15 protein-coding genes and 1 pseudogene are annotated in these 17,727 nt (G+C 70.2%); 10 read left to right on the top strand and 6 right to left on the bottom strand.

Annotation, left to right across the window (positions count from 1 at the left end; all coding sequences use genetic code 11):
• Positions 1-54 precede the first annotated feature (54 nt).
• From IEY79_RS00960 to IEY79_RS00950, 3 genes are read right to left on the bottom strand one after another with little or no spacing between them, the layout of a single operon-like run.
• On the bottom strand, positions 55-1,491 hold the full coding sequence (locus IEY79_RS00960) for a lysophospholipid acyltransferase family protein (RefSeq protein WP_189105286.1): 1,437 nt from the start codon (positions 1,489-1,491) through the stop codon (positions 55-57).
• Complete coding sequence (locus IEY79_RS00955; RefSeq protein ID WP_189105285.1) at positions 1,488-2,351, bottom strand: phosphatidate cytidylyltransferase; 864 nt, start codon at positions 2,349-2,351, stop codon at positions 1,488-1,490. The genes IEY79_RS00960 and IEY79_RS00955 overlap by 4 nt, the downstream gene beginning before the upstream one ends.
• A complete protein-coding gene (locus IEY79_RS00950; protein ID WP_189105284.1) occupies positions 2,348-2,923 on the bottom strand; it encodes a CDP-alcohol phosphatidyltransferase family protein in 576 nt (191 codons plus the stop codon). Before IEY79_RS00950 ends, IEY79_RS00955 begins: the two co-directional genes overlap by 4 nt.
• A gap of 102 nt (positions 2,924-3,025) precedes the next feature.
• Between IEY79_RS00950 and IEY79_RS00945 the strand changes: the two genes are divergently transcribed.
• On the top strand, positions 3,026-3,571 hold the full coding sequence (locus tag IEY79_RS00945) for a GNAT family N-acetyltransferase (protein ID WP_189105283.1): 546 nt from the start codon (positions 3,026-3,028) through the stop codon (positions 3,569-3,571).
• A 21-nt stretch (positions 3,572-3,592) separates the two neighbouring features.
• On the opposite strand, the gene IEY79_RS00940 is transcribed toward IEY79_RS00945, so the two are convergent.
• A complete protein-coding gene (locus IEY79_RS00940; protein ID WP_189105282.1) occupies positions 3,593-3,883 on the bottom strand; it encodes a hypothetical protein in 291 nt (96 codons plus the stop codon).
• A 99-nt stretch (positions 3,884-3,982) separates the two neighbouring features.
• Positions 3,983-4,321, bottom strand: coding sequence for a PadR family transcriptional regulator (locus IEY79_RS00935; protein ID WP_189105281.1), 339 nt, complete (start codon positions 4,319-4,321; stop codon positions 3,983-3,985).
• Between the two features lie 290 nt (positions 4,322-4,611).
• Here IEY79_RS00935 and IEY79_RS37940 point away from each other — a divergent pair, with 290 nt between their 5' ends.
• The 5 genes from IEY79_RS37940 to cimA all read left to right on the top strand — a co-directional run bounded on the left by IEY79_RS37940 (position 4,612) and on the right by cimA (position 10,101).
• On the top strand, positions 4,612-4,740 hold the full coding sequence (locus IEY79_RS37940) for a hypothetical protein (protein WP_268240569.1): 129 nt from the start codon (positions 4,612-4,614) through the stop codon (positions 4,738-4,740).
• 167 nt (positions 4,741-4,907) lie between these two features.
• A complete protein-coding gene (locus IEY79_RS00930) occupies positions 4,908-5,948 on the top strand; it encodes a 3-isopropylmalate dehydrogenase (protein WP_189105280.1) in 1,041 nt (346 codons plus the stop codon).
• Positions 5,949-6,176: 228 nt separating this feature from the next.
• Positions 6,177-7,280, top strand: coding sequence for a branched-chain amino acid aminotransferase (locus tag IEY79_RS00925; RefSeq protein ID WP_189105279.1), 1,104 nt, complete (start codon positions 6,177-6,179; stop codon positions 7,278-7,280).
• A gap of 235 nt (positions 7,281-7,515) precedes the next feature.
• Entirely contained in the window at positions 7,516-8,115 is a 600-nt protein-coding gene (locus IEY79_RS00920) for a TetR/AcrR family transcriptional regulator (protein WP_189105278.1), read from the top strand.
• A 378-nt stretch (positions 8,116-8,493) separates the two neighbouring features.
• Positions 8,494-10,101 carry a citramalate synthase gene (gene cimA, locus IEY79_RS00915; RefSeq protein ID WP_189105277.1) on the top strand — a complete coding sequence of 536 codons (1,608 nt, stop codon included), beginning with the start codon at positions 8,494-8,496 and terminating at the stop codon, positions 10,099-10,101.
• 121 nt (positions 10,102-10,222) lie between these two features.
• Here the strand turns inward: cimA and IEY79_RS00910 are convergent, their stop codons facing one another.
• Positions 10,223-12,115, bottom strand: coding sequence for an RICIN domain-containing protein (locus IEY79_RS00910; protein ID WP_189105276.1), 1,893 nt, complete (start codon positions 12,113-12,115; stop codon positions 10,223-10,225).
• Between the two features lie 268 nt (positions 12,116-12,383).
• Between IEY79_RS00910 and IEY79_RS00905 the strand changes: the two are divergent.
• The 4 genes and pseudogenes from IEY79_RS00905 to IEY79_RS00890 form a co-directional block, all read left to right on the top strand.
• A pseudogene (locus tag IEY79_RS00905) lies at positions 12,384-13,358 on the top strand (LacI family DNA-binding transcriptional regulator); the annotation flags it as partial.
• Between the two features lie 456 nt (positions 13,359-13,814).
• Positions 13,815-15,485 carry an ABC transporter substrate-binding protein gene (locus IEY79_RS00900; protein ID WP_189105274.1) on the top strand — a complete coding sequence of 557 codons (1,671 nt, stop codon included), beginning with the start codon at positions 13,815-13,817 and terminating at the stop codon, positions 15,483-15,485.
• 174 nt (positions 15,486-15,659) lie between these two features.
• Entirely contained in the window at positions 15,660-16,748 is a 1,089-nt protein-coding gene (locus IEY79_RS00895; RefSeq protein ID WP_229700574.1) for an ABC transporter ATP-binding protein, read from the top strand.
• Positions 16,745-17,725 (top strand): ABC transporter permease, encoded by a 981-nt coding sequence (locus tag IEY79_RS00890; RefSeq protein WP_189105272.1) that lies wholly within the window; start codon positions 16,745-16,747, stop codon positions 17,723-17,725. Before IEY79_RS00895 ends, IEY79_RS00890 begins: the two co-directional genes overlap by 4 nt.
• Positions 17,726-17,727: the final 2 nt, after the last annotated feature.

Raw genomic sequence — 17,727 nt, 5'->3', positions numbered from 1 at the left:
CCATCGTCAGTCGGGTGCCCCCGGGCCGGACGCGGAAACGGGGCGGGCCCGCGCTCAGCTCCAGCCCGCCACGATCAGTGACAGTCCGGCGGTGAAGCCGACACCGAGCAGGACCACGTACGCGCCGTAGTGACGGCGGAAGCGGCGCAGCAGGAGACCGAGAGCGGCGAAGGCGGCGCCCACCGTCAGCGTCCGCGAGCCGCGCGCCTGCGCGGACTGCGCGAGCCAGTCGGCCGCCGGTACGCCGGCGCGGCCCGCCTCGGCGGCGTACACCTTGAACGGGATGCCGTTCCACGGCTGATGGCGCACGGCGTCGGCCGACTCGACCGCCAGCTCGTCGCGTACCTCCGCCCGCATCCGGTCCGTCGTCAGCGGTGCGGGCAACTGGAGCCCCGTGTTCGCGAGTTGGAGCGCGAGCAGCCCGCCGGCCAGACTTCCCGCGAGCGCGGCGAAGGAGAGCCGCGGCGCGGCGCGTGGGACGGCGACGCACACGACACCCAGCAGCAGTTCGGGCATCAGCGGCCAGCTCAGCGCCTCCGCGCAGGCCCAGGCGAAGGCGACCAGGAGCCCCAGGCGGGACGCGGCCACGGCCGCGACCCGGCGCCGTACGGGGGAGTCGGGCAACGGCTCCGAACCCGTACGGGCGTGCAGCGCCGCGACCGCCGCCCGCGCGTCCTCCGGCGTCGCCGACGGCGGCAGCGGCTCACCGATCCGTACCCGCACCAGCGACGAACGCAGCCGCCCGTGCTTGGGCAGCAGCCGGTCCGTGCCGCCGATCCCCACTGGTACGACGGGGACGCCCGCGCGCTCGGCGAGTACCAGGGCACCACGGTGGAAGGCGCCGACGGCGCCGTCCGCCCCGCGCGTGCCCTCGGGGAAGAGGACGACCGCGCGTCCGGCCCGCAGCCCGTCCGTCATGGACAGCAAGTCGTCCATGCCGCCGCCGGTGCGCCGTACGGGGAACCCGGCGGCGAGCACGCGGCAGACGCGGCGTCGCCACGGGGAGGCGAACCAGTAGTCGGCCGCCGCACCGATCGCGGGACGGTGCCGGGCGTCGAGCGCCGCCAGCAGCGCGGCGGTGTCCGCGTGCGAGGAGTGGTTGGCCACAACCACGCACCCACGGGGCGGCAGTTGGCCCTGCCGCCGCACACCGCCGGTGACGGTGAGCACGACCCACCAGAGGGCGCGCCGCAGCACCGCCCCGAGCCGGGAGGGCGAGACGGCGGGCGTCGTCGGCGCGGGACCGGGGCCGCCGCGCCCGCCGGAGACGGTGCGCCGCCCCCGCCCGCCCGGCACCCCGGCAGCGCGAAGCCGCCCGCCCGTCCCGCGCTCGCGGAGCTCCCCGGGCCGGCCGGCCGCGAACGCGACAGCTACCGGGCCCGCGCCCACCCCCGTACGCCCCCGCCGGTGTCCGGCGACGCGCTTCGTGCGCCCCCGCAGCCGTCGCGGCGCCGACCGCGCCGCTCCACGGGCAGAGATCCGTGCGGTCATGCCGTCACCACCATCGCGAGCAGGAGAGCCAGCAGCAGGGAGTCGATCCGGTCGAGCAGCCCGCCGAAGCCCGGCAGCCAACTGCCCGCGTCCTTCACGCCCACCTCCCGCTTGACCATGGATTCGAGCAGGTCGCCGAGCACGCAGCCGATCAGCACCGCCGCCCACAGAAGCGGGGTGAAGGCGCCTACGGCGGCCAGGGCGAGGCCGGTCGCCCCCGCGGCGCCCAGCACCCCCGCCCACGTCTTGCTGGGGGAGAGGGGTGACAACGGCCGGGCGAGCGGGCCGCGTCGCCCCAGCGCCGTACCGCCGCACCACGCCCCGACGTCGCCCAGCGCGACCGCCAGCCCGACCGCGACCGCCGTGTCCTGAAGGACCACAAGTCCGGTGAGCGGAAGGGGAATCCACAGCAGGGCGAAGACGGTGCGCGCGGAGCGGGTGAAGCCCCGTTCATGGTCCCCGGCCAGCAGCGCCGGCAGTGCCGCCGCCACCAACAGGAGGGCCACCACCCGGAGATCGACCGCCCCGGGCACCAGCCACGCGAGCGCCGGGAGTACGACGGCGGCCAGGGCCAGCACGGCGTGCTCCGCGCGCGGGAGCCCCGCCATCCGTACGTACTCGCTCACCGCCGTCACCCCGAGCGCCGCCGCCAGCGCGAACGCGCCCCCGGCTCCCAGGAACAGCGACCCGAGGAAGACAGGCGCGGCGATCGCCCACGTCCGCCACCGTTTACGCAGCTCCGCCCGCATCGCCAGACGCGCGGGCAGCGCCGCCAGCGCGATCCCGCTCGCCCCGAGGGCGCCGGCGACGAGGGGGACCGCGCGCCCCACGGCCTCGCCCGCGATCAGGACGCCGCTCATGCGAGCTTCCTCCAGACCCAGCCGAAGCGGACGACGGCGGTGAGCGCCGAGCCCGCCGCGATCACGACGAGCACCGGCACCGCCCAGCCGGTCGCGGCGGCGATGACGACGAGCAGGCAGCGTTCGGTCTTGCCGACGGGGCCGCCGTTACGGCGCGGCGCGCCCGCCGCCGTACCCGCGAGGGACACCCAGGACGGGAGCGTCGCCGCCAGCGCCGCCACCGCGACCAGCCACAGCGGCGCGAGCACGGTGAAGCCGGCAAGGACGACCAAGTCGGCGGCGCGGTCGCCGAGTTCGTTGAGCACGGCGCCGCGCCGGGTCGTCCGGCCGGTGTCCCGTGCCAGCGCCCCGTCGAGATTGGCGAAGGCCAGGCGGGCGGCGAGGAGGACGGCGACGGGGAGCGCGGCGAGCGGTCCGGCGGGCAGCCAGGCCACGGCGGCGCCCGCACCGGCCGCGCTGACGACACCCGCCGCCGTGAGCGTGTCGGGCGACACCTCACGACGGACGAGGGCGGCCCGGACTCCGGAGAGCCGGGACGCGTACCAGGGCTTGAGTGCGTAAAGGCCGTTCATGTGGCCAACTGTCGCGGCAGAAAGGGCTTTTTCGACATGGAGCAACTACTCAACCGAGCACTGAGTACATGCGCGGGCCCCTGGCCTGAAAGAGTGAGACGCATGTCAGACCCGCTGCGCACCGCGCACACCTTCGAGCTCGATCCGGCGACCCTCGGCGAGATCCGCGCCCTCCTGGACGACGCCTTCGACGGGAGTTTCAGTGAGGAGGACTGGACGCACGGGCTCGGCGGCGTCCATGTCCTCGTACGGGACGGGGCGGGCGCGCTCGTCGCGCACGGCAGCGTGATCCAGCGCCGGCTGACGCACGCGGGCCGGTCCTACCGGGTGGGTTACGTGGAGGCGGTCGCCGTCCGTCCCGACCGGCGCAGGGACGGGCTCGGCGGGCGGGTCCTGGAGGTGCTGGAGCGGGTCGTCGACCGGGCGTACGACGTCGGCGCGCTCTCCGCGTCCGAGACAGGCTCCAGGCTCTACCGGTCACGTGGCTGGCATCAGTGGGAGGGCCGCGTCGAGGTGCTGAGCCCGGACGGGGTCGTGCGGCTGCCGGAGGAGGAGGGGGCGACCTTTCTCTGGCCGGTGCCCGATCGTGAACTCCCTTCCTCCGACGACGCGTTGATCTTCGACTGGCGCGACGGGGACGTGCTGTAGACGGCGGACCCGCGCACCGCCTCACCCACCGCCGCGCCGTGCCTCCGCCCCGCCGTTCGTCCCGCCCTTCGCCTCGTCCTCCGTACCGTCGAGCAGGTCCTTCCGGACACCGGCCCAGCCCGCGATCCCCCCGGCGACGAGCACGGGGATGAGCGGGGCGGCATTGGACCCGACGGCCCCGGAGCCGTACAGGTGGTACGTCCACTGCCCGCACGGCTCCCAGCCGTCCGGCGCGAGCTCCGTCTCCACCGCGTCGCGTTCGCGGCCCACGGGCACCTCGCGCCGGTACTCCCAGCGCAATGCCGCGCCCACGGGGCGGCGGCACACGAAGCGGCCGAGGCCGTCCAGCCGTTCGACCTCCCAGCCCTGGTCGCCGTCAGCCGCGCCCGGCGGTGGACGGTTCCGGGTCGGTCATGACGCCTCCTCGGTGCGCAGTATGTTCCGCACGGTGGTGTGGAACTCCAGCCAGTTCCCGCTCTCGGTGGCGAGCCGGCGCCGGCCCTCGTCCGTCAGCCGGTAGTACCGCCTCCCGGGGCCGCGTTCGGCGGCGCGGAACTCCCCGACGACCAGTCCGGCCTCTTCGAGCCGGTTGAGCACCGGATAGAGCGTGCCGCCCTTGATGTCGCCGACGCCGGCGCCGGCGAGGGCCTTGGAGATCTCGTATCCGTAGCTCTCCCCGCCCGTGAGACAGGACAGGACGAGGAGGTCGAGGACCCCCTTGAGCCAGCTTGATCTGCGGTCCGCTGCCATGGCCTTATTCCACCACCTAGGTAGGAATCCAACCTAGATCGCTATGCCGGATCAAGGCTGCCGTCTCAGATAGTAGGAAGTCCGACTAACTGTGGAGACAGAACGGCTCAGCTCCCTTAGCTTTGTAGGAGCCGAACCACTCGCTTGATCCAGCGAACGGCGGACGTGAGCGATCGCCCTCACGCAGGCAACCCCTGCGGCGCGAGCTCCCCGCCCATCCGGCGCCTGGCAGATGCCCCGTACGGCCCCCCCAATCCGTATGCCTCAGCTGTTTCAAGGAGTCGATCACCATGGCCGAGACGACAGCCCGCCGCGTCCGTCACCACGCCCGCGGCACCGAGTCGGACCGCAAGAACGCCGCAGCGGCCCTCCAGCGCGCCCTCGACCGCCGGGACAACGGCGGCTCCACCGGGCACTGAGCCGGAGCGGACCCCGTCACCGGCGCCGTGCCCGCCAGGACCGGCCGGCGCCGGACCCGCGAGACCAGTCGGCGCCTTACCCGCGCGAACGCCCCGCGTGAAACACGCCCTGTCCGAATAATGGACCACGCGTGTCAGGCACTGGGACGCGCAGTAAGGTGCCCGTCATGTCTCGCAGCATCAATCTCGCAGTGATCCCCGGTGACGGCATCGGCCAGGAGGTCGTGGCCCAGGGACTGAAGGTCCTCGGCTCCGTACTCCCTCAGGATGTGAAGCTGGAGACCAAGGAGTACGACCTCGGTGCCCGGCGCTGGCACCGTACCGGGGAGACCCTCCCGGACACGGAGCTCGCCGCGCTCAGGACGCACGACGCGATCCTCCTCGGTGCCATCGGCGACCCCTCCGTGCCGTCCGGGGTCCTGGAGCGGGGGCTGCTGCTGAAGCTGCGGTTCGCCTTCGACCACTACGTGAACCTGCGGCCGTCGAAGCTCTTCCCGAACCAGGCCACACCGCTGTCCGGCCGCCCGGACATCGACTTCGTCGTCGTACGTGAAGGCACCGAGGGCCCGTACACGGGCAACGGTGGCTCCCTGCGCACCGGTACGCCCGCCGAGGTGGCCACCGAGGTCAGCCTCAATACGGCGTACGGCGTGGAGCGGGTCGTGCGCGACGCGTACGAGCGCGCCAACTCCCGCCCCCGCAAGAAGCTGACGCTTGTCCACAAGAACAACGTCCTCGTCTACGCGGGCCACCTCTGGAAGAGGATCTTCGACCGGGTCGGCCAGGAGTACCCCGACGTCTCCACCGACTATCTGCACGTCGACGCCGCGACGATCTTCTTCGTCACCCAGCCCGAGCGCTTCGACGTGATCGTCACCGACAACCTCTTCGGTGACATCCTCACCGACCTCGCCGCTGCCGTGACCGGCGGCATCGGCCTGGCGGCCTCCGCGAACATCAACCCCGACCGGGCGTTCCCGTCCATGTTCGAGCCCGTCCACGGCTCGGCGCCGGACATCGCGGGCCAGGGGAAGGCCGACCCCACGGCCACCATCCTCTCGGTCGCACTGCTGCTGCGGCACCTCCGCTTCGACGCCGAGGCCGCCCGTATCGAGGAGGCCGTCGCGGCCGACCTCGCGGAGCGCGGCAGTGCGCCCCGTACGACCGACGAGATCGGTGACGCGCTCGTCGTACGAGTAGCGGGCTGACCCGACGACGACTTCACAGCCGCCGGGTCACAGCACTCGGCGGCTGTGCTTTGCGGCCACCGGGTGTCACCATCATCCGTAGGGCCGCATTCACCCCGTTCCATGCCCCGGCTCAGCCACGCGCCACAATGGCGGTGGGCCGTAGCATGAGGGAAAGCTCGGACGTCCTAGTACCTGTAGCGGCGTGAGCGCGGTCCGTCATACACAACCGGTGAAGGACAAGAACTCATGACCACGCCCACGACGTCGTTGCCCACCCTGGCGCTCAAGCCCTCGTCGAATCCGTTGTCCGACGCGCAGCGCGAGGCGATCCTGGCCGCTCCCGGCTTCGGCCGCTACTTCACCGACAACATGGTGACCATCAGGTGGACGGAGGGCCGGGGCTGGCACGACGCGGAGCTGGTGCCGTACGGGCCGCTCTCGCTCGACCCGGCCAACATGACGCTGCACTACGCGCAGGAGATCTTCGAGGGGCTGAAGGCGTACCGCCGTCCCGACGGCCGCGTCGCCACCTTCCGGCCCGAGACCAACGCCCTGCGCTTCCAGGTCTCGGCACGCCGGCTGGCGATGCCCGAGCTGCCGGCCAAGACGTTCATCGAGGCGTGCGACGCGCTGGTGCGGCAGGACCAGGCGTGGGTGCCGCCGCACGGCGGGGAGGCGTCGCTCTATCTGCGGCCGTTCATGATCGCGACCGAGGTGGGCCTCGGTGTGAAGCCGTCCAACGAGTATCTGTTCCTGGTCATCGCCTCCCCCGCCGGCGCCTACTTCCCGAGCGGTGTGAAGCCCGTCTCGGTCTGGCTCTCCGAGAACTATGTGCGTGCCGTCCCCGGCGGCATGGGCTTCGCCAAGACCGGCGGCAACTACGCGGCCTCGCTGCTCGCGCAGGCCGAGGCGGCGGCGGAGGGCTGCGACCAGGTCGTCTGGCTGGACGCGCTGGAGCACCGCTGGGTCGAGGAGATGGGCGGGATGAATCTGTACTTCGTATACGGGGACAAGATCGTCACTCCCGAGCTCTCGGGCTCGCTGCTGGCCGGCATCACCCGTGACTCGCTGCTGAAGATGGCGAAGGATCTCGGCTACTCGTCCGAGGAGCGCCGTATCTCCACCGAGGAGTGGCGCCGCGACACCGAGAACGGCACCCTCACCGAGGTCTTCGCGTGCGGCACGGCGGCAGTCATCACGCCGGTCGGCGTCGTCAGGTCGGCGAGCGGTGAGTGGACGCACTCGGACGGCCGGACAGGCGAGGTCACCGGGAAACTGCGCGAGGCGCTGCTGGACATCCAGACGGGCCGCGCGGAGGACATCCACGGGTGGATGCACCACGTGTCCTGACGCACCGTCGCGGACGCGGGCGGGCGACACGGTCGCGGGACATCTCCTCGTGAAGAGATGTCCCGCGACTGGAGGAGACGGGGCGGGAGTTGGCCGGGGTGATCCGCGCGCCTGATCTCCGTGCCTGATCTCCGTGTCTGATCGGGCGGTCGAGGCCGGTGGCCACAAGCGACGGCGGCATTCGGTGTGTGACCCGACGGCAACACCGTGTGCGCGCATCAGGTACAACGTACGGGTGACACCCACCGCACGCCGCCGCAACGCGGCCCCGCCCCGTGAGGCCGTGCTCGCCGCCGCCATGGACACCATCGCCCGGCGCGGGCTCGACGGGCTGACCATGGCGGGGCTCGGACGCGATGTAGGGATGAGCAGCGGGCATCTCCTCTACTACTTCCGTACGAAGGACGAGCTGCTGCTCCAGACCCTGGAGTGGAGCGAGTCGCGGCGCGGCGCGGAGCGGCGGGGGCTGCTGTCCCGGCAGGTGGCGGTACGGGAGCGGCTGGACGCCTATGTCGACCTGTACGTCCCCGACGGCCACCGCGATCCGCACTGGACGCTGTGGCTGGAGGTCTGGAACCGCTCGCAGGGCGCCGCCGACGAGGTGCGTGACCGGCAGGCGGCGATCGAACGGGCCTGGCACCGGGACCTGGTGGCGCTGCTCGCCGAGGGGATCTCGCGCGGTGAGCTGCGGGCCGTCGACCCGGACCGGTTCGCCACCCGTCTGCGCGCGCTGCTCGACGGTTTCTGCGTCCATGTGGTGGTCGGCATACCGGGCACCGGCAGGGCCCAAGTCCTGCGACATGTTCACGAGTTCATCGAGGACGCGCTGCTCTGAGCAGGGATCCCGGAGATGCCCCCCCGGGGGGCGCGGCAACCGAAGTGCCCGGATCGCCCGCACCCGGTGTCCCCTGAGCACCGCCCGCATCGTGAGACGGGGCTTCCACCGGGGCGCGGACGTGCCAGACTGCTGTGGTGTTCTCGTTCGCCATGATTATCGGCAGCAGGCGCGCCGGTCCGCAGTGACCGCTACGTACCACCACGTACGGAGCGGGCATCGTGCCCCAGACCCGCGCGCAGACCTCTCGCACCCGCGAGGGGTTTTTTCGTTTTCCGGCCCCACCCCGGCCGAAACGGGACGCACGCGAAGACGGTGGCAGTGGAGCCAGACCCCTCCCACACTCCACGTTCCACACTCGACAGGAGCCACAGAGTCATGACCACAGAATCAACGGTCACCGACGACAGTTTCCATGTGTTCGACACCACGCTGCGCGACGGAGCCCAGCGCGAAGGCATCAATCTGACCGTCGCCGACAAGCTGACCATCGCGCGGCACCTGGACGACTTCGGGGTGGGGTTCGTCGAGGGCGGCTGGCCGGGCGCCAACCCGCGCGACACCGAGTTCTTCGCCCGCGCCCAGAGCGAGATCGACTTCAAGCACGCCAAGCTCGTCGCGTTCGGCTCCACGCGCCGCCCCGGCGCCGCCGCCGCCGACGACCCGCAGGTCAGGGCGCTGCTCGACTCCGGCGCCCCGGTGATCACGCTCGTCGCCAAGTCGCACGACCGGCATGTCGAGCTCGCGCTCCGTACGACGCTCGAAGAGAATCTGGCGATGGTCGCCGACACCGTCTCCCACCTGCGCGAACAGGGCAGGCGCGTCTTCGTCGACTGTGAGCACTTCTTCGACGGCTACCGCGCCAACCCCGAGTACGCCAAGGCCGTCGTCCGCGCCGCCGCCGAGGCCGGCGCCGACGTCGTCATCCTCTGTGACACCAACGGCGGCATGCTGCCCGCCCAGATCCAGGCAGTGGTCGCCACGGTGCTCGCCGACACCGGCGCCCGGCTCGGCATCCACGCCCAGGACGACACGGGCTGCGCCGTCGCCAACACCCTCGCCGCCGTCGACGCGGGCGCCACGCACGTGCAGTGCACCGCCAACGGTTACGGCGAGCGCGTCGGCAACGCGAACCTCTTCCCCGTCGTCGCCGCGCTGGAGCTCAAGTACGGCAAGAGCGTCCTGCCTCCGGGCGCGCTGTCGGAGATGACCAGGATCTCGCACGCCATCGCCGAGGTCGTCAATCTGACGCCCTCCACCCACCAGCCGTACGTCGGCGTCTCCGCCTTCGCGCACAAGGCCGGGCTGCACGCCTCCGCGATCAAGGTCGACCCCGACCTCTACCAGCACATCGACCCCACGCGGGTCGGCAACACCATGCGGATGCTCGTCTCCGACATGGCCGGGCGTGCCTCGATCGAGCTCAAGGGCAAGGAACTGGGCATCGACCTCGGCGACGACCGCGATCTGGTCGGCCGCGTCGTCGGCCGGGTCAAGGAGCGCGAGCTCAAGGGCTACACGTACGAGGCGGCCGACGCCTCCTTCGAGCTGCTGCTGCGCGAGGAGGCCGAGGGCAGGGCACGCACCTACTTCCGTACGGAGTCGTGGCGCGCGATCGTCGAGGACCGCCCCGATGGCTCGCACGCCAACGAGGCGACGGTGAAGCTGTGGGCCAAGGGCGAGCGCATCGTCGCCACCGCCGAGGGCAACGGGCCGGTCAACGCGCTGGACCGGGCCATGCGGGTCGGCCTGGAGCGCATCTACCCGCAGCTCGCCAAGCTGGAGCTGGTGGACTACAAGGTGCGCATCCTGGAGGGCAAGCACGGCACGGAGTCCACGACGCGCGTGCTGATCACCACGGGGGACGGGACGGCGGAGTGGTCGACGGTGGGCGTCGGCGAGAACGTGATCGCCGCGTCGTGGCAGGCCCTGGAGGACGCGTACACCTACGGGCTGCTGCGGGCCGGGGTCGAGCCCGCCGAGTAGCGCCGGGGGAGCGGCACAGACAAACGTACGTACGGGGTGCCCGTGACCGCCCGGTCACCGACACCCCGTACGCGTGGTCGGTGATCCCCCGCCCGCGGACCACCGACCACGAACCCGCGTACTACGTCTGGGCCTGGAGCCGCCACTTCTGGTTGGCCGCCCCGGTGCAGCTCCACAGCTGCGCCGCCGCCCCGTTCGCCGACGAATTGCCGGTGATGTCGAGGCACTTGTCGGCCGGAGCGTTCACCAGGTCACCGCTGCCGGACTCGTATCTCCACTGCTGTGCCCCGGAGCCGTTGCAGTCGTACAACTGCACCTTTGCTCCGTTGGCGGTCGACGCCGCCGCGACGTCCAGGCACTTGCCGAGCGTACGCACCGACCCGTCGCCGCCGATCGTCCAGCGCTGCGCCGCGGAGCCGTTGCAGTCCCAGAGCTGGACGGCCGTTCCGTTGGCGCCGCTCCCGCCGGCCACGTCGAGGCACTTGCCGCCGAGACCGGTCAGGGTGCCGGCGGTGCCGCCACCGCCGCCCGACTGGCCGCCGGCCCAGGTGAAGGTCGCCGACGTCTTGCCGGGCAGTGAGTAACCGAAGTTCTGGCCGCCCCAGTTGACCCGTATCTCCCGCGCCTGCGACCCCTCGTTGTACGCGATCAGCGCCTTGGAGCCGTTCGGGTTCTGCCAGGCCACGTTGGGCACGGACGTGCTGGCGCTGGACTCGATACGGTGCGCGCCCGGCGTCACGAACTTGGTGAGGTGCCCCATCGTGTAGTACTCGATGTTGTACTTCACCTGACCGTGCTGCGCGCCGCCGTTGTTGACGGTGATCAGCCCGTCGCAGGTGCCGCAACCGCCGTTGTGCGGACCGCGGTTCTGGTCCACCGCCAGGGACCACTTGGTCACCGACTTCGCCCAGTTGCGGGTGTAGTTGATGATGTTGGACATGTCCTCGGTCTGCTGATTGCCGATCCAGGTGCCGCCGGAGTGCTCGGTCTGGAAGGCGTCCAGCTGGGGGTACTGGTTGTGCACCTGCGTCTGCTTGTTGACGTCGCCGCCGTAGCCGTGCCAGGCGATGCCGCCGAAGTTGGGGTGGTCGCGGATCGCCGCGTCGTTCACGGTGGCCGCCGCGTACGCGTCGTACGTGTCCCAGTTCCAGTCGTGCGCCATCACCTTGGTGGGCAGGCCGGCCGCCTGCAGACTCGGCAGCAGCTCGGACTTGGTGAAGTACGCGAGCCCCGAGGCGTTCCAGCTCATCGACGGGTACGAGGAGCAGCAGGTCGGCTCGTTCTGCGCCGAGATGTAGTCGATCGGCAGGCCCTGGTCGCGGTACGCCTGAAGGTACTTGACGAAGTAGTCGGCGTAGACGCCGTAGTTCTCCGCCTTCAGCCACCCGCCGTTGAGCTGGCCGTTGTCCTTCATCCAGGCCGGGGCGGTCCAGGGCGACGCCATCGTCGTCAGCGCCGGGTTGAGCTGCTTCGCCTGCTTCGTCAGCGGCAGCACGTCCTGGAGATCATGTGCGATCGAGAATTCCGACAGGTCGGGGTCGGTCTGGCCGGCCGGCATGTCGTCGAAGGTGTAGCCGAACCGCGCGAGGTCGGAGCCGCCCAGCGGGTTGCGGATGAATGAGAGCCCGATGCCGTCGGCCGGCGAGAAGAGCTTGCGCATCGTGTCGTCGCGGGTGGCCTGGGAGAGCGCTCCGCTGCCCTTCATCAGCCAGGCGGCCGTGTCGGTGAACGAGGCGCCGCCGCCGGTGAAGGTCTGGTACTTGGTGTTCTCGTTCACGGTGACGTTCGTGCCGCTGCCGCCGTTGCCCGGCTGGAAGTTGACGGGCGTCTGCTGCTGGAGGCCTCGGGTCACATTGCGGCCGCCACCGTCGCTGGTGGTCGTGAGCCAGATGTTCACCTGCTCGCCGGCGGCCTGCGCCGTACCGGCGGAGACGACGGTGAGGCCCGCGGTCGTCAGCACGCCGACGAGAAGCATCCTCGTCAGCCGCCGTCCGGTGCCACTCGGTCTGATCATGGGGAGCTGCCCTTCTTGGCAGAGGGGTGGGGGGTCTTCCATGGATCGTGAGGCGAGCGTGAACTCCGATGTGAACTCCAGTCAAGGGATTGAACATTCAGAACCTGAACGCATAACCCCCTCCAGGTCCCCAGGAGTTACCTCCCGAGTAATTTCGGTGTGAAGTCTTGACGACGTTGGTCTGGACCGGTTAACTCACCGCTCGAATTGGAACCGGTTCCGGAACCGGTACCGGAACCGGTTTCATCCAACGATTCGGGGCTCTTCGATGCGTGTCACCATTGCGGACGTCGCCCGCGCGGCCGGTGTCAGCAAGACGACCGTGTCCCGGGTCATCAACACCAAGGGTGAGGTCGACGGCGGAACGGCCGCCCGAGTCCGTGAAGTAATCGCATCTCTTGGATACGTGCCCAGCTCGGGCGCCGTCGGACTGGCCCGTGGCAGCAGCCGTACGGTCGGGATGCTGGTGCCCTCGCTGACGTGGCCGTGGATGGGCGAAGTCCTGCAGGGCGTCGTCGACACGGTGGAGGCCGCCGGCTACGGCCTGCTGCTCTTTACCTTCAACCGCGGCGCGGACTCGGTCGAGCGCTTCACCACCCAGGTCTCCGCGCGGGCCTTCGACGGACTGCTCGTCGTCGAGCCCGAGAACACGCTCGACAAGATCATCGCCCTCAGCCACAAGGGTCTGCCGGTCGTGCTCATCGACGATCGCGGCAGTCACCCCGACGACTTCCCCTCCGTCGTGACCACCAATCACGAAGGAGGTGCGTCCGCCGCCCGCCATCTGCTCGCCGACGGACGCAGCAGACCCCTGGTCATCACGGGGCCGGAGCAGTTCGGCTGCGTACGCGACCGGCTCGGCGGCTTCCGCGAGATCCTTCCGACCGACCTGGTCGCGGTGGGGGACTTCACGGAGCTGTCGGGACGTCTGGCCGTCGAACAACTCCTCACCGCCGGGACGCCGTTCGACTCAGTCTTCGCGCACAACGACATCAGCGCCGCGGGAGCGCTGAGGGCGCTGCGCGCGGCGGGGCGGTCGGTGCCGGACGACATCGCCGTGGTCGGGTTCGACGACATCCCGATGGCCCAGCACACCGAACCGCCCCTGACGACGGTCCGCCAGCCCACCCGGCGGATGGGGGAGACGGCGGCGCTGATGCTGCTCGGGCATCTGGGAGGGACGACCGCGCCGGACGAACCGGTCATTCTCCCAACCGAGTTGGTCGTACGGCAGTCGGCGCCGCTGGCCGTGTCGAATTCCGCGCGGAAGCCGGCCGCCACGGCACGGAGTTCCGCCGCGAACCCGTCGGCGGTCGCGCCGGTCGACTCCGTACCCGCGTAACCCGCGTTTCCGCTCGCACAACCCGTACAGGTCGGAACAGCACAGCCGCAAGGTCGTACAGCCGTAAGACCGCACCGCGGTCGGTCCCGCACACCCGGAATCCGGTACACGCGCACCATCCGCGAAGCCGCACCACCGGCAGAACCGCACCACCGGTACCACCGGCACCACGGCAAGAGCCGCACCACCGGCACCACGGCACCACCCGCACCACGAGCACCACGAGCACCACCAGCAAGAGCCGCACCACCGGTACACCCGCACACAGCACCAGGTAACGCACCACACCCGGTCCCCAGGCCCCCAGTTCCACGGGCCCGCCGTCCCACAGAGCCGCATTCCCTTTCTGGAGTCGCCATGTCCGCACACCGCAAGCTCCGGGCGCTTGCCGCCGCCACCGTCGTGGCCGCGCTCGCCGTCGGATGTTCCTCGGCCAACTCGGATGCCAACCGGTCATCAGGCGGCGCCTCCGGCGTCCTCACCGTCGGTATGCCGAACGGCCCGCAGACCAACAACAGCAACCCGTTCCTCGGCACCTCCGCCGGCGCGTCGCTGGGCTACCGCTACATGATCTACGAGCCCCTGGTGATGAACAACCAGGTTCGCCCCAGCGAGAAGGGCAAGCCCTGGCTGGCGAGCGACTGGAAGTGGGAGTCGAACTTCACCAAGGTCACCTTCACGATCGACGAGCGGGCGAAGTGGTCGGACGGCAAGAAGCTGACCGCCGAGGACGTGGCGTACACGTTCGAGCTGATCAAGAAGTACCCGGCGCTCAACGGAAACGGCGTGCCCTACGACGGCATAGCCGTCGAGGGCGGCAAGGTCGTCCTCACCTTCAAGGACTCGCAGTACGTCAACCAGAACAAGATCACCACGACCTTCGTCGTGCCGAAGCACATCTGGGAGAAGGTCAAGGACCCGGCGACGTGGCCCAACCGCGAGCCGGTCGGCTCGGGGCCGTACAAGCTCAAGACGTTCACGCCGCAGACCACCACGCTCGACACCACGTCCTCCTACTGGAAGGGCAAGACGCAGGTGAAGGAGCTCCGCTTCACCTCGTACAACGACAACAGCGCGCAGACCACCGCACTCGCCAACGGCAAGGCGGAGTGGTCGTTCGTGTTCATGCCGAACTACAAGCAGCTGTACGTCGCCAAGGACCCCAAGAACAACAAGCTCTGGTTCCCCTCCGGCCTCGGCATCCACGGCCTGTGGTTCAACACCACCCGGGGCCCGCTGGGTGACCCGGCGCTCCGCAAGGCGATGGCCATGGTGATCGACCGCAAGGCGATCCACATCCAGGCGCAGGCGACGCTCTACCCGGAGATCACCAACCCGACCGGTATCCCGCTGCCCGCCGGTGAGTCCTTCCTCGCCCCCGAGTACAAGGGGGTCACGATCAAGCCCGATCTCGCCGGCGCGAAGAAGGTCCTGGACGAGGCCGGTTACACGCTCGACGGCAGCACCCTGAAGGACCCGGACGGCAAGGCCGTGAAGCTGACCTTCACCGACCCCGCCGGCTGGAACGACTACATCACGGGCCTGTCCATCATCAAGGACAACATCAAGCCCCTGGGTATCGAGGCGAAGGTCAAGACGCAGACCGCCGAGGCGTGGACCGCCGACATCGGCAACGGCAACTTCGACGCCACGCTGCACTGGACCAACTCCGGTGCCACGCCGTACGACATGTACCAGAACATCATGGACGGCGCGCTGCTCCAGCCCATCGGCAAGAACGCGCCGCTCGGCAACTTCGGCCGGTTCGACAGCCCTGAGGCGACCAAGGCGCTGAAGGAGTACGCGAACGCCACGGAGGACTCCGCGCGCACCACGGCCCTCAACACGATCCAGAAGATCATGGTCGACGAGGTCCCGATGATCCCGACGGCGGCGGCGCCCATCGGAGCCGAGTACTCCACGAAGAACTGGGTGGGGTGGCCCACCGAGGCCGACCCGTACGCCCCGCCGCAGCCGACCCAGCCCAACGCGCTGGACGTCGTACTGCACCTCAAGCCCGCGAAGTAACGAGGCCGGCCGATGACCAACCACGACCGAGACCCCGCCGAGAACGGCTCCACCGCCGGTACGAACCAGGCCGGCCCCGGCGTCCCCGACGCCGCGGCCGTCCCCGGCGGTGACGCCGCTCCCGACAGCGGCACCGCCCCCGGCGGCGGCTCCGCTCACGACAGCGACAGCGACATCGTGCTCGAAGCGCGCGGCGTCACCAAGCACTTCCCCGTCAGACGGACCGTCGGCGATCTCGTCAGCCGCCGGCGCCGCACCGTCCACGCCGTCGACGACGTCTCGCTGCGCCTGCGGCGCGGCAGCGTCACGGCGCTGGTCGGCGAGTCGGGGTCGGGCAAGTCGACGGTGGCCCGGCTGCTGTCGCAGCTGTATCCGCTCACCGAGGGCGAGATACGGCTCGGCGGGACCCCGGTCAAGGCTGGTCGCGGCCGGTCCTTCCGGGCGTACGTGAAACAGGTCCAGCTGATCTTCCAGGACCCGTTCGCCTCGCTCAATCCCGTACACACGGTGCGCTACCACCTCACCCGCTCGCTGAAGATCCACGGCAAGCAGGCCACCGAGGCGGAGGCGTGCGAACTGCTGGAACGCGTCCAACTCCTGCCACCTCTTCAGTACTTGGACAAGTTCCCGCACGAGCTGTCCGGCGGCCAGCGCCAGCGCGTCGCCATCGCGCGGGCGCTGGGCGCCGACCCCAAGGTGCTCCTCGCGGACGAGCCCGTCTCGATGCTCGACGTCTCCATCCGGCTCGGCGTACTCAACCTGCTGCGTGACCTCAAGGAGCGCCTGCACCTGGCGATCCTCTACATCACGCACGACATCGCGTCCGCGCGGTACTTCGCGGACACGACCCTGGTGATGTACGCGGGGCGGATCGTGGAGGGCGGCGACAGCGAGACCGTCACCCAGCAACCCGCGCACCCCTACACCCAGTTGCTGATCGCCTCGGCCCCCGACCCCGACCGCCTCGCGGACGAGGAGGCCCAGGAAGAGACCGGAAGCGGCGAGCCCCCTTCACTCATCTCCCCGCCAGGGGGCTGCCGCTTCCACCCCCGCTGTCCCAAGGCGATGGAGCGCTGCCGCACCGAACTGCCGCCGCGCTTCGAACTCGACGACGGCCAGTGGGCGGCGTGCTGGCTGTACGAGGACCGCCCCGTCACCACGGCCGTCCCCGGCGCCCCCGTGAGCGGCGACGTCACGGGCACCGGCACGGGGCCCACCGGCTCAGGTCCCACCGCGAGCACGACGGAGGTGGCGGCGAAGTGAAGTTCGTCCTCCAGCGGATCCTCTTCTACGTCGTCACGGCGTGGGCGGCGATCACCATCAACTTCCTGATCCCGCGGCTGATGCCCGGCGACCCGGTCCAGGCCCTGATCGCCCGGTTCCAGGGCCAGCTCGACACCAGTGCGATCGCCTCTCTCAAGGCCCTCTTCGGCCTCGACAAGGAACGCTCGCTCTGGCAGCAGTACACCGACTACTGGGGCCAGCTCTTCCAGGGCGACCTCGGGCTCTCCTTCACCTTCTTCCCGACACCCGTCAGCGAGGTCATCTCGCAGTCGCTGCCCTGGACGCTGGTGCTGGTCGGCCTCACCACCCTGATCAGCTTCCTGCTCGGCACCGGTATCGGGGTCTACAGCGGCTGGCGGCGCGGCTCGTGGATGGACAGCCTGCTGCCCGTCACGACGTTCATCTCCTCGATCCCGTACTTCTGGCTCGGGCTCATCGCCATCGCCCTGTTCGCCGTGAAGTGGCCGATCTTCCCGGCGGCCGGCGGCTACGACAGCTCGCTGGTGCCCGCGTTCGACGTGCCGTTCATCTCCAGCGCGCTCTACCACGGATTCCTGCCCGGCATCACGATCATCCTCAGCGCCATCGCCGGCTGGATCCTCGGCATGCGCAACATGATGGTGACCGTCTCCTCCGAGGACTACGTCATGGTCGCGCAGGCCAAGGGGCTCTCCGAGCGCCGCGTGATGTTCTCGTACGCCGCGCGCAACGCGATCCTCCCCAACATCTCCGGCTTCGCGCTCTCGCTGGGTTTCATCGTCGGCGGCACGCTGCTGGTGGAGATGGTCTTCTCCTATCCGGGCATCGGCTATCAGCTCTTCCAGGCGGTCGGCGCCAAGGACTATCCGCTGATGCAGGGCGTCTTCCTGATCATCACGCTCTCCGTGCTCGCGGCGAATCTCCTCGCGGACATGGTCTATCTCTTCCTCGACCCGCGCACCCGGAAGGAGGCCTGAGC

It is taken from the genome of Streptomyces camponoticapitis (genome assembly GCF_014646115.1).
Lineage (GTDB): Bacteria > Actinomycetota > Actinomycetes > Streptomycetales > Streptomycetaceae > Streptomyces > Streptomyces camponoticapitis.
This window is presented reverse-complemented; position numbering and strand designations above follow the sequence as displayed.